The organism is Pedobacter punctiformis (assembly GCF_027213715.1).
Lineage (GTDB): Bacteria > Bacteroidota > Bacteroidia > Sphingobacteriales > Sphingobacteriaceae > Pedobacter > Pedobacter punctiformis.
In genome coordinates, this window is sequence record NZ_JAPWGM010000001.1 from 561,927 (window position 1) to 582,909 (window position 20,983).

Annotated in this window: 12 protein-coding genes; all 12 read right to left on the reverse strand. The window is 37.7% G+C overall.

What is annotated here, in order from left to right; all coding sequences use genetic code 11:
* Positions 1-5: 5 nt before the first annotated feature.
* Positions 6-386, reverse strand: coding sequence for a glycine cleavage system protein GcvH (gene gcvH, locus O0955_RS02535; protein ID WP_269425952.1), 381 nt, complete (start codon positions 384-386; stop codon positions 6-8).
* A 60-nt stretch (positions 387-446) separates the two neighbouring features.
* Complete coding sequence (sov, locus tag O0955_RS02540) at positions 447-7,643, reverse strand: T9SS outer membrane translocon Sov/SprA (RefSeq protein ID WP_269425953.1); 7,197 nt, start codon at positions 7,641-7,643, stop codon at positions 447-449.
* A gap of 12 nt (positions 7,644-7,655) precedes the next feature.
* Complete coding sequence (gene ruvA, locus O0955_RS02545; protein WP_269425954.1) at positions 7,656-8,240, reverse strand: Holliday junction branch migration protein RuvA; 585 nt, start codon at positions 8,238-8,240, stop codon at positions 7,656-7,658.
* 6 nt (positions 8,241-8,246) lie between these two features.
* Positions 8,247-10,565, reverse strand: coding sequence for an NADP-dependent malic enzyme (locus tag O0955_RS02550; protein WP_269425955.1), 2,319 nt, complete (start codon positions 10,563-10,565; stop codon positions 8,247-8,249).
* A gap of 156 nt (positions 10,566-10,721) precedes the next feature.
* On the reverse strand, positions 10,722-13,250 hold the full coding sequence (locus O0955_RS02555; RefSeq protein WP_269425956.1) for a phosphocholine-specific phospholipase C: 2,529 nt from the start codon (positions 13,248-13,250) through the stop codon (positions 10,722-10,724).
* A 134-nt stretch (positions 13,251-13,384) separates the two neighbouring features.
* On the reverse strand, positions 13,385-14,785 hold the full coding sequence (locus O0955_RS02560) for a lytic transglycosylase domain-containing protein (RefSeq protein ID WP_269425957.1): 1,401 nt from the start codon (positions 14,783-14,785) through the stop codon (positions 13,385-13,387).
* A 181-nt stretch (positions 14,786-14,966) separates the two neighbouring features.
* A complete protein-coding gene (gene gatA / locus O0955_RS02565; protein WP_269425958.1) occupies positions 14,967-16,385 on the reverse strand; it encodes an Asp-tRNA(Asn)/Glu-tRNA(Gln) amidotransferase subunit GatA in 1,419 nt (472 codons plus the stop codon).
* An 18-nt stretch (positions 16,386-16,403) separates the two neighbouring features.
* Positions 16,404-16,604, reverse strand: coding sequence for a twin-arginine translocase TatA/TatE family subunit (tatA, locus tag O0955_RS02570; protein ID WP_269425959.1), 201 nt, complete (start codon positions 16,602-16,604; stop codon positions 16,404-16,406).
* Positions 16,605-16,614: 10 nt separating this feature from the next.
* Positions 16,615-16,977, reverse strand: a complete 363-nt coding sequence (locus tag O0955_RS02575; protein ID WP_269425960.1) for a Sec-independent protein translocase subunit TatA/TatB — start codon at positions 16,975-16,977, stop codon at positions 16,615-16,617.
* A gap of 44 nt (positions 16,978-17,021) precedes the next feature.
* Entirely contained in the window at positions 17,022-18,311 is a 1,290-nt protein-coding gene (locus tag O0955_RS02580; protein ID WP_269425961.1) for a murein hydrolase activator EnvC family protein, read from the reverse strand.
* A 190-nt stretch (positions 18,312-18,501) separates the two neighbouring features.
* Positions 18,502-19,293 carry a lipoprotein insertase outer membrane protein LolB1 gene (lolB1, locus tag O0955_RS02585; protein ID WP_269425962.1) on the reverse strand — a complete coding sequence of 264 codons (792 nt, stop codon included), beginning with the start codon at positions 19,291-19,293 and terminating at the stop codon, positions 18,502-18,504.
* Complete coding sequence (locus O0955_RS02590) at positions 19,271-20,968, reverse strand: tetratricopeptide repeat protein (RefSeq protein ID WP_269425963.1); 1,698 nt, start codon at positions 20,966-20,968, stop codon at positions 19,271-19,273. The genes lolB1 and O0955_RS02590 overlap by 23 nt, the downstream gene beginning before the upstream one ends.
* Positions 20,969-20,983 lie beyond the last annotated feature (15 nt).

A 20,983-nucleotide genomic window follows, 5' to 3' on the forward strand; every position in this document is an offset into this window, starting at 1 on the left:
TATTTCTATGCGCCTACTAAAGCCTGATAAGCTTCTGCGGTTAATAAACCTTCTACTTCTGCTAAATCACTTAAAGATACTTTCACCATCCAGCCTTTGCCATATGGATCAGCATTTACCAATTCCGGATTATCGTTTAATTCCGAATTGATTTCTAATACAGTTCCGGTAACAGGCATAAATAAATCAGATACCGTTTTTACAGCTTCAACTGTTCCAAAAACTTCTTCTTTAGCTACTTCTTCACCAATTGAGTTAATATCAATGTAAACGATATCGCCTAATTCACGTTGTGCAAAATCGGTAATTCCGATAAATGCTTCGTTACCTTCAACTTTAACCCACTCGTGGTCTTTAGTGTATTTTAATTCTGATGGAAAATTCATTTGTTCTTTATTAATTTGTGCCAAAGTTAAATAATATTTTGAATACGATTTAAGATTCTTCTAATTAAACGTAAACCTTAAACTAAATCCAAAATTACTGAACGATGTATTAAATGTTTGCGAGGTATATGGTTTTGTAATGTTCGAATCGTAAAATAATTTAATGTTAAATTTCTGATTCAGTACATAATCCACGCTTGGCCTTAAAGTAATGTTTTTAGCACCCGATGATATCTCCGAGGTACTAACATCGGCACGATAAATAACCGTTTTATTATCACGGATAGCCACATCTAATTTAAAGTCCATATTGTTATCCATTTTTACGCTTTTAAACCATCCAAATGGAAAACGGAATTTATTGGTGCGGTAGCCTAAACCAAACACCATGTTATTTTCTGATAACTGCGCCAGCTGGCTATTTGCTAAACTTAAACCTAACAATCTTGACCTGTTCAGTTCAAAGCTTGCTGTAATGTTATTTTTAAACCTGGTATCAATCCCAATTAATGGAGAAAAGTATTCTGATATGGTTACCTGCGCAAACTGATATTCTGGCAAAAAGTTTTGATTTGCGTCCCTGATGTTAGAAAATCCATTGTTTTCGTCGTAACGAAGCAGAGAATTAAAGCCATTAATGTTGTAAGTAGAGCGGTAACCGTGTCTGATATCTACTGATGATAATCTATCTGCAATAAAAGGGATACGGGTTAAACCACTATAAGTTAAATTCCAGTTTGGTAGCGGAATGCTTGGGAAGGAGTTTAACTTTGATGAACCGGCATCTTTACCTGTATACGCGGCCATAAATGCAGAAACTAAAACGTCCTGACTTTCTTTACCATAACCGTCTGCATAACCTCCAACAGAATTGCCGGATGAATTAGGATTTCTGGCACCAAGTCTTCTCGATATAATCAACCTGTTGGCCATAAACTGGTTAAACAAAGTGGAGATTACACTTGAATTATTCTCTTTGAAAGCTGTTCCAAGGGCGATGTAAGAAATACTATAATCACCTGAAGTAATCGCACTGAGGTTTCCAAAAGTTGAGGCACTTGAAATGTACCGGAAGTTTGAAGAATAATTTTTAGACTGTACTTTATTGGCTCTTAAAGTGATTCTTAAATCGCGGATAGGCTCAAGCTGTCCCGTGATGTTTAAATCCTCACGCATGGTATTAATGTACAAATTGGTTTGCAATGTATCCGCGGTAATCCAGCCACTGTTCACGGCCATTTCTCTAATGTCTCTTTGACTACCGAACACAAAACCAAGGCCTGGTGCGCCGAAATTATCCAAACCAAAGAATCTGGTTTTAGGTAAATAACCCGGCAGGTAAATTCCTTTAGTTTGAGTATAAGCCGCGTTAATGTTTTTTAAACTCGTTAATAATCCAATAAAGAAATTCTTGGCTTTTCCTCCAGCCTGATCATTGCCTGCTTTTCTGATAAACCCAAATTTATTGTATAGGGTTGTTAAATTTAAAGTTGGGTTAATTTGAAGGTTTCTACTGTTTTGAATGGTGTTACCTAAATTAATATTAGGGTCGAGCATGGTAGAAAGCGGTTCAGTTTGCCAGTTAAAGTTTGTTCCGTATCTGGTTTTAACGCTAATCCAGTTTAAGCCTGGTATTTTATCAATCGGTAAATTATAAGTCACATTCAGGTTGTGATTGTAATCTGTTGTACGACCTAAACGAATTAAATTTTGCCAAACCGTATCTCGTTTTGAACCCTGAATTCTTCCATCTGGTTCGTCAATAATCGAATAATTGGTGGCATTAAAATCTAACTGTAAAGAACGTGTTAAATTCCAGGCTACACCATAAATCCGGCTCATTCTAAAATTTTTGTTATATGTGGTTCCGTATCCATTTTGGAATTGCGGAATCACATTATTCGGATCGTTGTTTCTTAATGTATTTTCAGAATATAAACGGTCTACATCCACTCTAAAATTAATGGCACTTGGAAACAAGCTGATATTAAAATCTTTTAACAGCGCCAGCATGTTCGATTTAATAATTTTTTCAAAAGGTGCTATCGATTTTGACTCTTTTGAATAGTTGTATTGTAACGATGCCCGGTATGTATTTTGTAAACTGCTCTGGTTTATAAAATCGCGGTGGTTATATTGAGTGTAAGCATAACTTGCCGCAAAGTTTTCTATATCCCATAAATGTACGGGTTTTGTATTATTGGTTCTCTCTTTACGAACGTTCGTAAAATTAATACTTCTTCTAACTGTATAATCCTGAGCAAAGTTTAAAATTGAATCTTTTTGTGCTTTTGTAGATTGATCCAGCGCATTTTTCAATTCAATATCTGGTGTACGCGGATTGTATTGTGGTGTAGAAATCTGTTTCGAATAACTTACAAACATTGGAATTTTAACCCCTGATTTCTGAGGCAGGAATTTACCAAGTTCTACAGCAGATGAAACATCAAGCAATACATTATCTGCACGGTTTCTATCGCCAACCTTAGAATCAATTGTACCAAAACCAATTGTCGATTTACTTGCAGAAATATTTACATCAGCAAAATCAGCCAGTTTCAGATTTAATCTTCCGGTAGCGGCCCAGCCACCTCTTTCGTCAAATTCGGTCAAACGCAATTCGTTAAACCAAACTGTTACACTTTTATCCTGTCCGTCAGATTCAGGATCTGTCAAATCCCGTAATCTATTTTTAACGCCGAGCATGTAAACCCTTACCTTACTCATATCCGGTTGCCCTTTCACAACAATCGTCCGTACTCCATCCGAGTATGAAAAAGGAATATTAACCGGCCATGGTTGACCGTTGGAAAGTTTAGCTACATTACGGGCAAGTTTTGCATTTTGGAAGAGTTTTAAGTCAAGGTCCATCCGGTTATCTTCAGGCCAAATTGCATCCGGATCGCTGGTGCCAGGCTGTGTTATTTTCAGTGGCAAAACATACTCGTAATAGTTGTCCTGGTTGTCTGTTCCAATTCTTAAAAATGCAGCAACATCGTTATTATTGATCACCAGATTATTCACTGCCTCAGCGTGAATAAACATTTCTAAATGTTTGTAGGAACGGAAGTCACTGTAAGCTGTTTTAAATGCCGCCCTTCCATATCCATCTCTTAAATTTTTAACGGTTACCGATAAAGATTGCTCGTTTAAACGGGTATCTCCACGATAATTGCTATAATCTCTTTCTCTAAGAATTCCGGGAGGCGTAACATAAGGAATCGGACTTCTTTTTCCGTTTTCTTCAATATTTACAGTAGCCACCTCAATGGTCGAATTATCAGGGGTTAATACCGGTAAAGCAGGGTCAACAATAACCTGATCGGCTGTGTTTTTCACATTGTATTCTCTCCACTCCCCACGGATTAATTGCAGTTTCGCAAAACGCATAATTGCGGTATCTGCAAAATTGGTCATAAACATCCTGAAGAAACGGATTGATTTAAAATCCTGAATGTTTCCTACCTTTTGCTGGTAAGAACCGATTGGAACCCTGAACTGATACCAGGAAACCGCTTGTGTATTTCCATTAGCCAATCTAACCTGCGAAGTAACCTTATCGGTAATAAAATTCTGCCCAACAACTAAATCAGCCGGGCGCATAGATACTTTGTATTGAAAGTATTCGTCGCTTTGCGTCATGTTGTTATCACGGTTAATATCTTCCCCATCAGGCAAAGATGTTGAAGCTGAATTTTCAATACCTAATTCATCCTGCGATTGTTGTGAAGTTTTAGAGTTGCCCTCTGTTCCGTTATATTTTTCGTAGCGTTTTAATATGCCTGCGTTAATCTGATCTAATGCCGGGCCTCTGAAGTAAGAGTAGTTATCAGATGATGGATCGGCATCCAAAACAGTTGCTGCGGCAGCATTTAACTGGCCTTTAATCTGATTAATTTCAGCGGCAAATTTAGTTCTTTCATTTGCATCCGATAAACCATCCAAACCTACATCCTGTGCTTTACGGGTTTCCGAATTGTTATCGAAAGCCTGTACTACCGGTTGTAATTTTGGTACACGTCCCCATTTCGTTTCATCATATTGCCCCGGATCGCTACTGCCTGGCAAGCCGTTTTCTAAAGATTTACGTCCGTCTTTTAAAATGTCTTCAGATATATTTCCAAGGTTAAAGTAAACATCACCACCCGGAGAGTTTGGCTTGTAAATGAAAGGATCCATTACCCAAAACTCAATAAAACCAATATTTAGCGCTTCAAAGTCATTGGTTTCTATTTTACGCTGAAAACCGCCCCAGTTATTTTGAGGTTGTAAAAGAGAACCATCTGGTTTAAAACCAAAAGGACGGTAATTGTAAGGCCCACGAACCGTTGGGTAATAAGCCACATCAAGCGTAGTAATATTTAAAGCCTGACCAGTTGCTGTTTCTTTAAACGGAAAAACCTCCTGCTCCACGACTTCTCTAACGTAATGGTTAGATAGTTCGTTTTTATTGTTCCGGATATTGTCCGGAGTAGTTGATGCGGAAGAATTATAAAAAGTAGGATCGATATTATAAAAAGCAATTCTTGCACGGTTGTAACCATAAGCCAGATCGTTAACCAGGGTAGATTCACCGAAGAGCTGCGGCGTACCCGAAAGTTGCCATGCAATTGCACTTTTAAGATCGATTACAGATCTGGAAGCTTCGAAGTCATCCAGATAACTCACCCCATTTTTACTGCCTGCAAAATTTAAAGCTTTCGGGTGTCCCGGAAGCAATTGTGCAAACTCTCCATAAAATGAAACACTGGAAGGTGCTTTTGTTGAAATTAAAGGAATTTTATCAACCAGTTTGGTTAAAAATCTGGATGGCGAACTGTAGTTAATGTCTGCTCCCCAAATGGTATTGGAAGTTGGTTCTTCGCCTAAATTTACTTTTTGGGTAAGTGGCTTCTCCGTTAAGTTCATAATGGTACCACCCAAATTCAATTTACTATTTACCCGGTAATCCAGCCGTGTTCCAAATAACGAACGTTGCTGTAAACCAAAAAGCTCATTATTTTCTGTTGTAATATTAATAGGCTGACCAGAACTTAAAAGTGCCTGGTTAATAATACTTACTCGTCCGCCCTGATAATCTACTGTAAAATCTACCCCTTCAACTAAAGGAATTGTTCCTGCAGAAACCTTAACTGACCCTGCTGGTACATTTATAGAGTTTAAACTAAATTCAGAAGAAAATTCTGACTGATAATTTCCTTTAAGGACATATCTGTTCTGGTTCTGGAATAATTGTTTGGCAATGGTTTGCGTTGAATCGTACAGCGCCGTAAAGCTATATTTATCAATTAAAGCCTGTTCACTTGGTAAAAATTTTGCCGCTAAATCCTTTCCAAAAGGTTCGATAACCGGAAAAATAATTCTTCCTCTTGTCGGGTCAATTGTAACATAACCTGTATTGGTATTATTAATTAATGTAGAAACGCCGTTTGGAGAATATCCTGAACTCGCATTACTATTAATATTGGGATTGTTAGAATTAGGAGAAGAGAAAAAAGAACCAAATGCATTGCCAGCCGTTACAAAATCGAAAACACCATCGGGTTTGCGTTCATTTTGCTGGTTTAAACGATCAAGCTCCGTAATGCCAATCCATTGTTTATTTGCCAGATTTTGGCCCTCCGTCATAATCGGCGTTTCAACACCGGTTTGGTTATCTATTCTGTAAATATCTAACCTGAAGTTTTGATTGCTGATTTGGTAACCACCAATAGAATAGATGTTTTTCATCATCAAATCCCATGTTGGTAAATTCACTTTAGTTGTTTCGTTTTTCAACATCTTTGCAAACAAAACCTTTGGGTTATTTGCATCGAAAGTAACATCTGTAGAAAACTCCCCTACCTGATATTCAACACCATTGTAAGTATAACGGTAAGCTACTGCCAAAACCTCATCCGAATTTAAAGGATTATTTAAAGAGATGTAACCCAGTTGAGGCTGGAAAGTATATTCCCGCTCCGTTAATTTTCTGGCATAAGTAAGTTTGGCAAAGTTGTCTGTTCCGCTGGTTGCACCGCCTGTTGACTGGAAATAAGAAATAACATCGTTAGAGTTTGTAAACCTTGCCGTTGCTGGAAGATTTTGAAGCAAATTATTAGATTGCTGTGTAAATCCATTTGCAGTTGAACCGGCAGGTAATACCGAAGTGCCTCCTAATAAACCAGTATTGTAAGGTGTATTTTCGCCCAAATCCAGTAAACCTAATACATCCCTTGAATCTGTTGTGCTACCTGATTTATTGGTAATCCAAACCTCAATTTTTGTAATCTGAACCGGAGAGGTAATAATCGGGGCATTAATTAAATTTTTATTGTAGTTATTGCGGAAATACTGTGCTAAGAAATAGTGCCTGTTCGCCTCGTAAGCATCGGCGCTAACGGTAAAAGGATTTTGCTGAGATCCGTTTGTAATGTTAATCTGTCTTGATTGAGATTTCTGCTGGGTATAAACACTTGTTACATTCAGTTTTCCAAATTGCAACTGCGTTTTTACCCCAAACAGCGCTTGCGTACCGGTAATTAAACTGGTATTCAGCGGCATACTTACGTTACCAACCTCAATTTTTTTGATAATTTCATCAGGCGAACCTGTGTATTCAAGCTTAATCTGATTTTCAAAATCAAACTGAGCCTCTGTATTGTAATTACTCTTAATTTTTAATTTGGTACCAATATTACCAACAAGATCCATCTGGATTCTCTGGTTAAAATCAAAATTGGTTTGTACCCTTTGACGTTCGTTAAAAAGTGGGTTTTCATTTTTATTAACCCGGCCTAAAAATGTAAGTTCTGCTTCTCCACGTGGCTGAATATCAATGGTTGTACCGCCAAAAAGTTTTTCAAAAGACTTACTGTTTACCTGAATCTGAGGGATAACACCCGTTGTTCTGATATCACTTAATTCTGCATTGGAAATGCTGCGCCAGTTTTCTCTTTTAATCTCACTATTAACCAAGCGCTGATATTCTTCGATGGTTAAATACTGAGTTTTGGTTACATACCTGTCGCCAATTAACTCTTTAACAACATAGCGTTTGTTTTTAGCGTCGTATTCTACAACTCTCTTCATGTTGCTCGGCAAAGGATAAAATCCATTGGCTGATGAGCTTATACCGAGCAGTTGTTTTTCGCGTAAACTGAAGTTATTTTTGGATATAGAGGTGTCCGCTTTGCCGGGAACAACCTGTGAAAAGGCGTTTAAAGTAGCAAGTAGGAAAAATGGGATGAGAAATAGGTGTGTAAATATTCTCTTCAAAGGCCGTTAAGTCTATAATTTTTTTAAAGCTTGTTTAATTAGTTGCTCTACCGAAAGCGTTTCCCCAGTCTCTTTTAATATCTGATCAATAGTTTTTTCGGCGGTTTGTTTGGCAAATCCGAGCATTACCAGTGCTGATAACGCTTCGTCTTTAATTGTATTGTGTTGAGGCATGGAAATTAATGAATCTACGCCTTCTTTTTTCAATTTATCTTGTAGTTCTAACACTAAACGCTGTGCCGTTTTAGCACCCAAGCCCTTAATTCGCTGAATTAAAGGAAGGTCTGCATGTACAATTGCACTTTGTATTTCTACAGGAGTAATTGAGGATAAAATCATCCGTCCGGTATTAGGCCCAATGCCAGATACTGAAATCAGATGTAAAAATAAACGGCGTTCGCCCTCATCGGCGAACCCGTATAATGTATGTGCATCTTCTTTTACATGCAACCAGGTATACAACTTACACCTTTCTGATTCACCAAGGTTGCTATATGTATTTAAAGATATATTAATGTGATAACCTATACCTCCGGCCTCCACCACAACATAAGCCGGATTTTTGAAGACTAATTTACCATCGATATAGGCGTACATATTGTATTACTTCTTAGTTGTTTTTCCAAATATACCTTTTCGTTTCGATGTTCCTGCAATTTCTTCTTTCGCTTGCACATCAACAACAGCAATGGTAACCATATTTACAATTTCACGTACCGAACTTCCCAGCTGAACAATATGTACCGGTTTGTTTAATCCTAATAAAATCGGACCAACCGCTTCCGCCCCACCTAATTCCTGTAAAAGTTTGTAAGCAATGTTGCCTGATTCTAAGTTAGGAAAAATTAAAGTATTTGCGGGTGCATCTGCCAATGTACTGAAAGGAAAATTATCTTTCAGCAATTCATTATTAATGGCAAAGTTTCCCTGCATTTCTCCGTCAACCACTACTTCAGGATGATTTTTATGAAGAATTTTTACGGTTTCTCTTACTTTATTCGGTATTACACCATCATTTGAACCAAAGTTAGAATACGAAAGTAAAGCTACACGTGGTTTAATGTTAAATTGTTTTACAGATTTATCAAGCAATAAAGTAATATCAACCAGCTCTTCTGCCGTTGGATCAACGTTTACTGTGGTATCACCAAAGAAAACAGGGCCTTTTTTGGTCATCATCATGTACATACCCGCCACACGTTTAACACCTGGCTCAACTCCAATTACCTGCAAAGCCGGCTTAATAGTTGATCCATAGTCTTTAGTTAAACCAGAAATCATTGCATCTGCTTCACCAAACTCGACCATTGAAGCACCAAAATAATTACGGTCACGCAAAAGTTTAGTTGCATCATTTAAGGAAATGCCTTTACGCTGACGTTTTTTAAATAATGCCTCCGCATATTTTTTAGTTTTTTCAGGTTCCTGCATCTGATCGATGATTTGAACACCTTCTAATTCTAATCCATGCTCATTGATAATAGACTGGATTTTTTCTTTATTTCCTAAAAGAATAGGAATTGCAATATTATCGTCGTTTACAATTTGAGCTGCTTTTAAAATTTTATAGTTATCTGCCTCAGCAAAAACCACCCGCTTAGGATCAGATTTAGCTTTAATGGTGATGGCACGCATAATGGCATCATCCAAACCTAATCTTTTCCTTAATTCTTCCGAATAAGCATCCCAGTCGGTAATAATTTTACGGGCAACACCACTTTCTATTGCCGCTTTTGCTACCGCAATAGATACTTCGGTAATTAACCTGAAATCTACCGGTTTAGGAATAATATAATCTTTACCAAATTTTAAATTACGGGCGTTGTAAGCTAAGTTTACAGCCTCCGGAACAGATTTTTTAGCCAGTTCAGCAATGGCTTTAACCGCAGCAATTTTCATTGGCTCGTTAATTCCTGTTGCACGAACATCCAAAGCACCACGGAAAATATAAGGGAAACCTAAAACATTATTCACCTGGTTAGGATAATCAGAACGGCCGGTTGCCATAATGATGTCTTTACGGGTACCTATGGCCAATTCGTAAGCAATTTCCGGATTAGGGTTTGCCATAGCAAAAACGATAGGGTTTTTAGCCATAGAGCTTAACATTGGCGCTGTAACACAATCAGCAGAAGATAAACCGATAAACACATCCGCATCTTTCAATGCTTCTTCTAAAGTGCTTATTTTTCTGTCTGTTGCAAACTCAGCTTTAATCTCATCCAGTACTTCACGATCTTTACGAATCACACCAGAGCGATCGCACATCACGATATTTTCTTTTTTCGCACCTAAAGAAACGTATAATTTTGTACATGAAATTGCAGCTGCACCGGCACCGTTAACCACAATTTTAATCTTATCCATTTTCTTTTTCTGGATTTCGCAGGCGTTAATTAATGCGGCTGCAGATATAATTGCGGTACCATGCTGATCGTCATGCATAACCGGAATATTCATTTCTTCTTTTAAGCGGCGCTCGATTTCAAAACACTCAGGCGCTTTAATATCTTCCAGATTTACACCTCCAAAAGTTGGCTCTAAGGCTTTAACGATTTTAACAAAATCATCTACATTTTTGGTGTCAAGCTCCAAATCGAAAACATCGATATCGGCAAAAATTTTGAAAAGTAATCCTTTACCTTCCATAACTGGTTTTCCTGCTTCAGGACCTATGTCTCCAAGGCCTAAAACGGCTGTACCGTTACTAATTACCGCAACAAGGTTTCCTTTTGCGGTATATTTATAAACATCTTCTTTATTTTCTGCAATTTTTAAGCATGGCTCGGCTACACCTGGCGAATAGGCCAAAGTTAAATCGCGTTGTGAGTTTGTCGGTTTAGTCGGTACAACTTGTATCTTTCCCGGGCGACCCTGCGAGTGGTAATCCAGCGCATCTTGCTTTCTATTGGTTTTGCTCATTTCGTAACTTATTAGTGACGGCGCAAAGGTACAATTCTTTTACGAGGCAGAAAATAAATATACCTATCAAAAACATGACATAAAGTTGAGAAATGTTTATTCAATGATCTTATAATTTTCAAAAATGGCTAAACTGAATAATGATTCTGTTTTCAATTAAACCCTTCCCATTACCGGATCTGTAAAACTTTCTTTACCTGTTTCTACTTTTCCTGCAAACCGCTGCATAAACAGGCTGTTTGCATTGGTTTTAATTTCAAAATCATACCAACCGTAACTGGATTGCAAATTCAAAATTATTACTTCTTCCGTCTTTGATTTTATTATTTTCTGCAAATTATTGCTTTTATAACCTAAGTCATTTATTTGAATATTTACAGCATTACTGCCTTCATTTTTTACAGTTAGCTTTACATTTCCTGTCGGAATTTTAGTTAACCGGTTCACCTCAGTTTCTGCGGTTATGGTTAACAGCGGATCGTTTGCTGTACCCATAAACTCCCGGTAAAAACCATTGGGACCATTTAGGCGGAGGTGATATTTTCCAGATTCAAAAGCATTTAAAGGCCAGTTATAACGTAATTCGTCATTTGCTTTTACGGCAAAAGACCAGTTTCTGCAAATTTCTTCCGGTTGATTTTCAGCCTTGAAACTTCCTGGTGCATAAACCGTGAAAGGTGAACCCGCCGCCTGATCGTTAAAAATTTGGTTCCTGGCTGCCATATTAATCTGGAAACTTTGTTTATCATCCGAAAGTACGCCTCCAGCCAATAACTGATAGGGTAAAGCACAAGATTTACGGATACCTTTTTCTTGCTGTGACATTAATCCGGCAAATGTACCATTGCCTGCATTTTTAAGAGCAGCGTCCGAAATTGGTTTAAAACCCGTTGGTTCTTCTTTAAACTTAGCGTTATAAATGGTTTCTACAAAAGCATCCCGTTGCAAGAAAGGGAGTTGTGCCGATTTTGGATCAAAGGGCGCAAAAGCCGAAGTAAGGTTGCCCGAAATTGCCCTTCGCCATTGACTGATGTTATCAATTTTAATCTTTTTGCTGTACTTCCTGTTTACAAATTCTTCTAAAAACTGAAGGGTTGAAGTGTGGTCAAAAACCTGCGAACACACTTTACCGCCCCTGCTCCATGGCGAGGCAATTAACATCGGCACCCTAAAACCTAAACCAATTGGTGCTTCCCGGGCTTGCTTTTCAGGCACACCTTGTTTTAATTCATTGGCCAAGCGTACATGCTCGATTTCTGTTTCAATTCCGTCAGAAACTTTTCCGGTTTCTGGTTTATTATTATCTGGAATCGAAAATGGAGGTACGTGGTCGTAGTAGCCATCATTTTCATCATAAGTAACAATGAAAATGGTTTTCTTCCACACTTCCGGGTTTTTGGTTAAAATATCCATCACTTCAGAAATGTACCATGCACCATACCACGGTGCACTCGGGTGGTCTGAAAAATTCTGTGGTCCGGCAAGCCAGGATACCGTTGGTAACTTTCCATTATTCACATCTGCCCTAAACTGATGCAAAACATCACCTTCGGGTACAGTTACCTCACGTTCTTTACCCCCGTCATTATATTTTAAGGTTGAAATATTTCTATATCCCGGGTCTTTTTTATTAATTACAAAAGCACTGTAAAACAAATTTTTCTCCTGATCAGACAGTTTATCAAAGTTCTTTTTACTCCAAATCCCGAGTTCAGCAGTAGCCTCATCAAGTGCTTTTAATTTATTTTTAAGGTCTTTTTGAATTTTCTTCGAAGCTGCTTCACTGGAAGGGCTGGCTTCCTGAAGTTTATTAATTTCAGCCGGTAATGTTTCGACTTGCTTTTGTAAACTTTCAACATATCTATCTTTAAACTTAACGTTGTAAGCTTTAAAAAATTCGAGCAGATTACAGCCAAAATTCGAAAGCCATGCACGTTCTTCTCCTTTAAAACCACCACCGCAACTGGTTTCATTCTGATAAAATTTCCAGTTAATTTTATTTTCTTCCAGTAATTCGGGAAAAGTTTTCCAAACATGTTTGGTGTAGGCAAAATCATCATTCCTGATGTTCGCTTTAGGAATACCGTCTTCATCGTGGGTTATTTTCCCTGTCCAGAAAAAAGACCGGTTAGGGGTCGTACTGGTCATAGCTGAACAAAAGTTTTGATCGCAAACCGTGAAAGCATCTGCTAAAGCATAATTAAATGGTAAATCTTCACGGGTGTAATGTCCAAGCGTAAGTGGCATGTGGGCATAGTTTTTATTACCGGATTGCTTTGCCGATAGCCACTTATCGTATTTGCCCTGATTATAGGCATCAACCTGGCTGGCACGCGAATGTGGCAGCGACCCCATCCAGGTTACTTTAGTGTCTTTTATATTTAATCTGAAAGGTGCGTAGGTATTTCCGGTAGCATCAGTTTGAAACCAAACGGGTTTTTTATCCGGAAGGTGTATGGCTCTGGGATCATTAAATCCTCTTACCCCCTGCAGCGTACCAAATGTGTGATCGAATGACCGGTTTTCCTGCATCAGGATCACCACATGTTCTGCATCTAAAAACGTACTCCCCGGAGCCGGGTTTATAGCCAATGCTTTTTGAATAGATGAGGGCATTACAGTAGCTACACCTGCGGCGCCCGAAAGAAGTAAAGATTTACGTAGAAATTCTCTTCTGGTATCCATGTTTTGTCTAGAAATAATTTATGGCAAGTTTAAACCAATATAATTTTATCTAAACGCAATAAAGGTTAACTAAATGTTAATCAACAGCATTGTTACATATTGCTGCTATAGCATTTAAATTTCCTGATGTTTTTTTAACCTCTGCTGATCTTTAAAATCATACCCGGATGTAAACCTGCTTTGGGTAAACGATTATCACGTTTAATCTGATAGACTGTTACACCATCAAATTTCTCTGCTATTTCTGATAATGTATCGCCTACCTTAACCCTGTAACTCAAATAAGAAGATGGAGCCTTTAAACGGGTGCGTGTTTTAGTGTAAACTTTTAATTTTTGCCCCGGAACGATGGTTTTACTTTTCAATCCGTTCCAAACCCTTAAATCCTGTAACTCCACTCCGTATTTATCAGCAACCATGTTTAAGTTTTGACCCGGTGTAACTTTATGATAAAGTACATTTGCTGAAACTACACTTGCCGATTTCCGCTTTCTTAAATCACGCACATCATCTGTACTTGCCTGATAAATCCGGGTATCTATATCCAGATTTGTATTTAATACTTCGTAAATACCGGCGTAGTCAACATCTTTAAGTTTCGGCATTATAATCCGCCTAGGAAGATCGTCAGTACCATTTACAATTTTCTTCTTATACGATGGATTTAACGCAAACAATACTTCTTCCTCAACATTTAAAGCCCTGGCCAGCATAGGTAAAGAAACAAAACGATTTACCTGTACGGTGTCGGTTTTTAAAAATAGATTGCAAGCCTGGGCTGTTATTTGATGTTTACCGGCATAATTCATCACATAAATAGCCGCAATAAAGGCTGGTACATAGTTTCGGGTTTCCTTTGGTAAAAACGGTCTGATTGCCCAAAAATCTCTTGACCCTGCTTTATCAATGGCCCGGGTTACGTTTCCTTTACCACAATTATATGCAGCAATGGCCAGCAGCCAATCTCCAAGTTCATCAAAAGCATCTCTAAAATAGGCCGCAGCCGCATAACTTGCCTGAATGGGATCTTTCCTTTCATCAACAAAGTTATCCATCTTTAATCCATAGGCTTTACCCGTACCAAACATAAACTGCCAGATGCCGGTTGCACCAACCCTTGATATGGCATGCGGATTCATTTGAGATTCTACAATAGTTAAATATTTAATTTCCGTTGGCAGGTTATAATCTTTTAGTGCCTTATCAAAAATTGGAAAATAATAACCCGATAAACCCAACATTTTGCCGAACATATCTTTACGCTTAGCATAAATATCAATGTATTGCTGTACATATTCGTTGTAAGGCAATGGAACGGTTTTGACAATAGAATCCAGTCTGAGCTTATAAATATAATTTTGGCTCATCATTAATGGATTTTCAACAGTTACGGGAACTGCCACTGTATCCGTGTTAATGAAAATATTGTTCTGAACTTTGTGGAGGCTGTCTAATTTTAAGATTTGTTGTGCAAAAACGGGGCTTATTAAGCCTGATAATACACAAACTGTTACAAAAAGTAATTTTTTAATCATGGGCTATTTGTTTAATAATCCGTCAGTTAAAACTCAACAGGTTTTCTTTAAAGAATTCCAAAAGATTAACGGAACCGTACTGTTAAAAAAACGCCATTAACCCAAATCCTCTGGGCCGCAATACAACAATTTCTGCTTTCGCATTTAGAATTTGTTCCCTGCCTTGCAATGACGGTAATACTTATGATAAAAATGCCTGAGAAAAAGCCAGAAGCTTATCTTCCTCAAAATGTTTGGCTGTAAATTGAATACTTAACGGCAAACCTGCTGTATTATTGCCCAATGGCAGGGCTATTGCCGGATTTCCGGTTAAAGATGGTAATACAGTAAAAATATCGGCCATGTACATCACCAGTGGATCTTTCATGTGATCACCTATTTTAAATGCGGGTGTTGGTGCCACAGGGGATAAAATCAAGTCATAATCTTTGAACAACTCATCCAGTTTTTCTCTGATTAATCTTCTTACCTGTTGTGCTTTTTGATAATAAGCATCGTAATACCCTGCGCTTAAAACAAACGTGCCTAGCAAAATACGCCGTTTTACTTCTTCGCCAAAACCTTCGGCACGGGATAGTTTATAAAGTTCGTTTAATGATTTTGCTTCTGTATTCCGGTGACCGTAATGTACCCCATCATAACGCGAAAGGTTGGAAGAAGCCTCTGCCGTTGTTAAAATATAGTAGGCAGGAACAAGGTAATCCAGCAAATCAAAAGATACATACTCTACAGTGTGACCTTTTTGTTTTAAATCTTCTATCGATTTTAAAATAGCAGATTTAATTTCAGGATCAAGCGCATCGCTTTCCATTGTTTCTTTTAAAACGGCTATTTTTTGTTTATTACTGTTATGAAGATGGGCAGGATAGTCTGGCACTTGTAAAGGAGAAACGGTACTGTCGTTTTCATCTGCACCGGCTAAAACCTGTAATAATAATGCAGCATCTTCTACAGAGGAGGTAATTGGACCCACCTGATCAAAAGATGAGGCATAAGCAATAACACCATAGCGTGAAATGCGACCATAAGTTGGTTTTAAGCCAATTTGACCACAAAAAGCAGCAGGTTGTCTAACCGATCCGCCTGTATCTGTACCTAAAGCAGATAAACACATATCAGCCTGAACAGCAACTGCCGAACCACCTGAAGAACCACCCGGAACAAGTTCTGAATTGGCAGCATTTTTTACTTCTCCAAAGTATGAAGTTTCGTTAGAACCGCCCATTGCAAATTCATCGCAGTTTAAACGACCAATAATAACGGCATCTTCCTGCAACAAACGTTTTACAACTGTTGATGAATAAGGGGATACAAAGCCATCGAGCATTTTTGAAGATGCAGTAACAATATGATCCTGGTAACAAATATTATCTTTAATGCCGATAACCATTCCTGCCAGTTTACCAGCAGTACCTTCTTCTATCTTTTGCTGTACCGCTTTAGCCTGAACTTCTGCCGTATAAAAAAACACCTCATTAAATGCATTGAGGTGTTCATTATCCTTAATCTGCTTAAAATAATAAGTCAGTAAATCCGGTAAAGTTAATTGCTTTTGCGAAATGAGCGTTTGTATCTCTTTAAGAGAGCTGTATTTCTTCAAAACTTAATAATATTGTGGTTAAACGGTTTTATCGCGGTTTGACGGATCTACCTGATCTCCGTCAGCCCCATCTTTACCATCTTTAAATTCTTTAACACCTTTACCTAAACCACGCATAAGTTCAGGAATTTTTTTACCCCCGAAAAGTAATAGCACAACGACTAAAATAATCACAATTTCAGGTGTACCGAGCATTGCTGCTATTGTTGTATTTAACATAACTTTTTGTTTAAACTTTTTGACTATCAGTTACAATTTTTTCATCTATGGGCGTGCTCACTGAGGGATGAGTAACATTTGATTCCACCTTCTCATCTTCAGCAGATGATTCGGTTGGATGATGACGTTCATTGTTATTATTTTTTACAGTTTCTTCTGCCATTTCTTTATCTAAATCCAGGGCATTAATATTTCTGTGAATTTCACGTTTTACACCATCAGAAGCATCTTTAAATTCTCTGATCCCTTTGCCCAGTCCTCTTGCCAGTTCAGGTAATTTTTTACCTCCAAATAACAAAAGTACCACTACTAAAATGAGTATGATCTCCGATCCACCCATATTTAAAAACTCTAATAACGTGCCTTGATACATCACTAATATAATTTATACAAATATAAACATTAAAACTGTCTTCTTTACTTACTAATCCAGGCTTCGGGGTTAAGCTTGTTCATTCCTCTCATCACTTCAAAATGCAGTTCTGCTACATCACCTGTATTTGCTACGGTACCAATTGTTTGCTTGGTACTTACTTTATCACCTTTGTTTACGCTAACCGATCTTAAATTTTTATAAACGGTGAAGTAATCACCATGTTTAATAACCACAAAGTACTGTCCGTAAATTAAGTTAACCATAAACACATCCCCTTCAAAAACCGCACGAACAGAAGAACCTTCGGCAGTGGTAATGTCAATACCTTCATTATTCATCGATGCCTGATCTACCTTATGCACACCAAAATGCTGTGTAATGGTTCCTGTTGCAACCGGGTAAGGCAATCGACCTCTGTTATTTTCAAAACCTGCAGATAATTTAGCCGATTCGGGTGTAGCGGTAAGCAACTCGCTATTTGTTTTTGCTTTTGCAGCCGGTGCCGCAGCCGGAGCTGGTCTGTTTTCTGCTTTAGCTTTTGCTGCCGCAATTCGGGCCTCCTCTGCTGCTCTTCTTCTGGCTTCTTCTGCTACCCTTCTTCTTTCTTCTTCAATTGCTCTCTGAATGGCCAGTTTAATTGCCCTGTCCATTTGAGCTTCCTGCTTTTTCTTAGTCGCAATATCCCGTTTAAATTGTTTTTCCTGTTTGCTAAGTTGATTCAAAGCTGCTGCCTGCTCGTTTTTATCTTTGCCAAGCCTTTCTTTTTCTTTCTCCTGATCTCTTAATAGCGTACTTTTCTCTTTCAGCGTTCTGTCCAGAATGACAATTTTACCATTAAGGTCTCTTTGTGTATTCTCAATATAACCGGCTTGTTTTTTACGGTACTGGCTAAATTGTTGTAAATATTTTATCCTTTTATAGGCCTGATTAAAATCTCGTGCTGCAAAAATGAACATCATTTTATCGTACGAATTTCTATTGCGTTGTGCAAAACGAATCATCCCTGCATACTCTTTTTTAAGGTCGCCTAACTGACCTTGTAACGTATGTACGGTATTGGTGTTCTGAGAGATTTGGTTATCTAGATTTTTTATTTCGGAATTGATGGTTCCAATCTTATCCTGGCGTAAGCGAATCTGTGCATTTAAGGCATTGATCTGTTGTAACGTTAGCTTTTTACCATTAGAGGTTTTACTAAGATTTTTTTGTAACTGCTCAATTTCACGCTGAATAGCTTCCTTTTTCCTTTTAAGTTCATTTGCCGTTTGCGCAGTAGCCGAAAGGCCAAAAACACAAAAAACAAGAATAAATACGAGTCTGTGTAGCTTCATTAAGCCAAAAGTATAAAAATTTTACAGTAAAATATATTAAAATTGAGATACAGGCTACTTAAATACCTATAGCAAAGGCATCTTCACTCAATCTTCACACTGGATGGCGAATTTATTGCAACCGTCCAAATTTCACTTCTATCTTTTAAGAAATAAACGGGGTCAGCTACTTTATAAATGAAGTTAATGTTTAGTTTACTACTGTAAATCTCTTTGGTACATTAAACGGAAAATCTACCGGAACATTGCCATCAATTTTTGTAAATTCTAAATTGATATTAATCTTTTTCCCGCCAGATAAGGTATTGATTTTCAAAGCACCAGGAAATAAATACTCATTCACATTCTGATAACCATCATAAGTTACTTTTAAGGCCTGACCGGCTTTAGCATCATTCAAATTGGTTTCTGACAGCTTGAATAAAGTATTGAATAAGAATTTATAATCAAGGTTATCTTTACTGCCCGATACGGTCCAAACGCCATTATCCATTTTTAAATCAGACTGACCGGTTAAATAATCATCAATGGCATTACCGGTTAAAATGGTCTGAAGGGTATTAAAATTAACCTGTTTATTAGTGAAATTATAAATATAACTGAACGGCTTTTTAATGTATTCACTTTTAGCCCTGTTCATAATTTTAATACTATCAGGTGTAATAAGTGCCCTTGCAGGCTCAAAAGCGCCGCCTAAAGCTGTTATGCTTACCCAAATTACTTCTTTATCTTTTATCCTGAAGTTCATGGTCACGTCGTTTGCATCACCCGCAATATCCAAATTGGCCTTAGCTTTTAAAGACAATGTATTAAACTTAAGCTGTTTGCTTTTTAATAAGGTTAAAGCTTCTTCTTTTGAATGATCTGTTTTAGTTTCTGTCTTTGTTGACGGTGCAACCACTATTTCACGTTTCGGCTTACACGCTGAAACAAAAGTTACCGCAAAAATTACGAGCAGGCTATTTAAAATATTTCTTTTCATTTATCTTTTTAATTAATACATCCGAACCATTACCGGCCTCTTTAGCTTTTTGCCACTGCAACAACGCAGCGTCTTTATCGCCCTTCATGTAAAGAATGTCGCCATAATGCTCCAGGTAAACACCATTCCTGGCACTATTGTTTTGTAAAGCCTTCTCTATCCAAGTTTGTGCCAAAGCATATTTTTGTTGCTTAAACAGAATGAAAGCATAGGTATCAGTTACCGATGAATTATTGGGCATGGCATTGGCAGCAGTTTCTGCATATTTAGCTGCCTTGCTTAAATCATCGTTCTTTAAAGCCAGGTAATAGGCATAATTATTCATAATTAAATAATTATCCGGTTCAATGGAAATGGCCTTTTCAAAAGCAGTTTTTGCAGCGGTAAAGTTATTTTGGTTAATATAGATATCGCCCTGAAGTGCATACACTTGTGCTTGCAAACTTTTATTCTCTACATCTAATTGCAGTGCATTTTTTAAATTGCTTTGCGCAAGATCAAGTTTGCCAGTTTTAAACAAGGCATAAGCCACATAATAATACAAACCCGCCTGATTAGGATAAATACTTAAAGCCTCATCTCCAACTTTTATGGCCTCATCGTAATGCCCAAGCAGCGTATGAATATTGATAACCTGTTCCCAAACCACATAAATCTGTTCGCTTAGTTTTAAAGCCGCCTGGTATTGAACCAATGCTTCTTTTAATTTATTTTGCTGGTATAGAACGTCTCCGTAAAGAGAAAGTGCTTTAACATCGTTGGGATTTTTTTCAGCAACAATTCTGCTTAATTCGGTAATATTTTTGGCTACAGCAGGCTGCTCCGATTTTGGAAAAAGTGCTGCAATTATTTTCACCTTTTCATTGTGCGGCATTTCTTCACTCTGAAAGGCCTGTTTTAAAGCTGAAAAAGCCGCATCATCATTTTTTTGCTTCCGGTAAATATCAGCCAGTCCAAGGTTCACCTCATAATTGTTCGGTTCCAGTTTCTGCGCTTTTTCCAACACTTTTAATGCTTCAGCATCATTGCCTTTTTGCAACAATAAACCGGCAGCATATAAATAATTTTTAACATCTGCCTGGTTACCTTCCAGAAGTTTAACAATATCACTTTCAGTTGCAGTACCATTTTGTTTAAAACGTTGTCTGGCATTCGTTAATTCTCTTGATGCCCCAAACTTCTGCTCAATGTCATTGTATGTTTTTTTAGCCTCTTCAATCTGGTTTGCCAGAAACTGTGCATTTGCCTTGTCAAAGTAGAAGGCATCTTGATCTGGCTGAAGGCGAATTAGCTGGCTAAAAACATCAACCAGTTCAGGCATTTTATTGGTTCGTTTATAAATTTCGCTCAACAAACGCCAATACCATTGATTATCCGGGTTTATTTTAACGGCCTGCTTAATATTTTGCTCGGCCTCACTCAGCTTATCCATGCGATAATTGGCATTGGCCAATTCAAAAAGGGCAGCATGATTATTTGGATCGAGATTTACGATTTTAGCAAAATTTGTAGAAGCAAGCGGATAATTTTCGGACATTTTTTCCCTTAAACCCGCAAAAAACAATTGTTTTACCATGTTGCTGTCTGCAACACCAGCCGCAACATTAATTTGTCCAAAAGCATGTACACTAATGAAACCCAATGTCAGCAGGAAATATTGTTTTTTAAACTTCATTGTGAATGCACTTAA

What these genes read in the sequence shown, in the direction of transcription:
- O0955_RS02555 (WP_269425956.1), bottom strand. Translation starts at nt 13,250, where the DNA reads ATGGATACCAGAAGAGAATTTCTACGTAAATCTTTACTTCTTTCGGGC.
- tatA (WP_269425959.1), bottom strand. Translation starts at nt 16,604, where the DNA reads ATGTTAAATACAACAATAGCAGCAATGCTCGGTACACCTGAAATTGTG.
- O0955_RS02575 (WP_269425960.1), bottom strand. Translation starts at nt 16,977, where the DNA reads ATGTATCAAGGCACGTTATTAGAGTTTTTAAATATGGGTGGATCGGAG.
- ruvA (WP_269425954.1), bottom strand. Translation starts at nt 8,240, where the DNA reads ATGTACGCCTATATCGATGGTAAATTAGTCTTCAAAAATCCGGCTTAT.
- O0955_RS02590 (WP_269425963.1), bottom strand. Translation starts at nt 20,968, where the DNA reads ATGAAGTTTAAAAAACAATATTTCCTGCTGACATTGGGTTTCATTAGT.
- O0955_RS02550 (WP_269425955.1), bottom strand. Translation starts at nt 10,565, where the DNA reads ATGAGCAAAACCAATAGAAAGCAAGATGCGCTGGATTACCACTCGCAG.
- O0955_RS02580 (WP_269425961.1), bottom strand. Translation starts at nt 18,311, where the DNA reads ATGAAGCTACACAGACTCGTATTTATTCTTGTTTTTTGTGTTTTTGGC.
- lolB1 (WP_269425962.1), bottom strand. Translation starts at nt 19,293, where the DNA reads ATGAAAAGAAATATTTTAAATAGCCTGCTCGTAATTTTTGCGGTAACT.
- O0955_RS02560 (WP_269425957.1), bottom strand. Translation starts at nt 14,785, where the DNA reads ATGATTAAAAAATTACTTTTTGTAACAGTTTGTGTATTATCAGGCTTA.
- gcvH (WP_269425952.1), bottom strand. Translation starts at nt 386, where the DNA reads ATGAATTTTCCATCAGAATTAAAATACACTAAAGACCACGAGTGGGTT.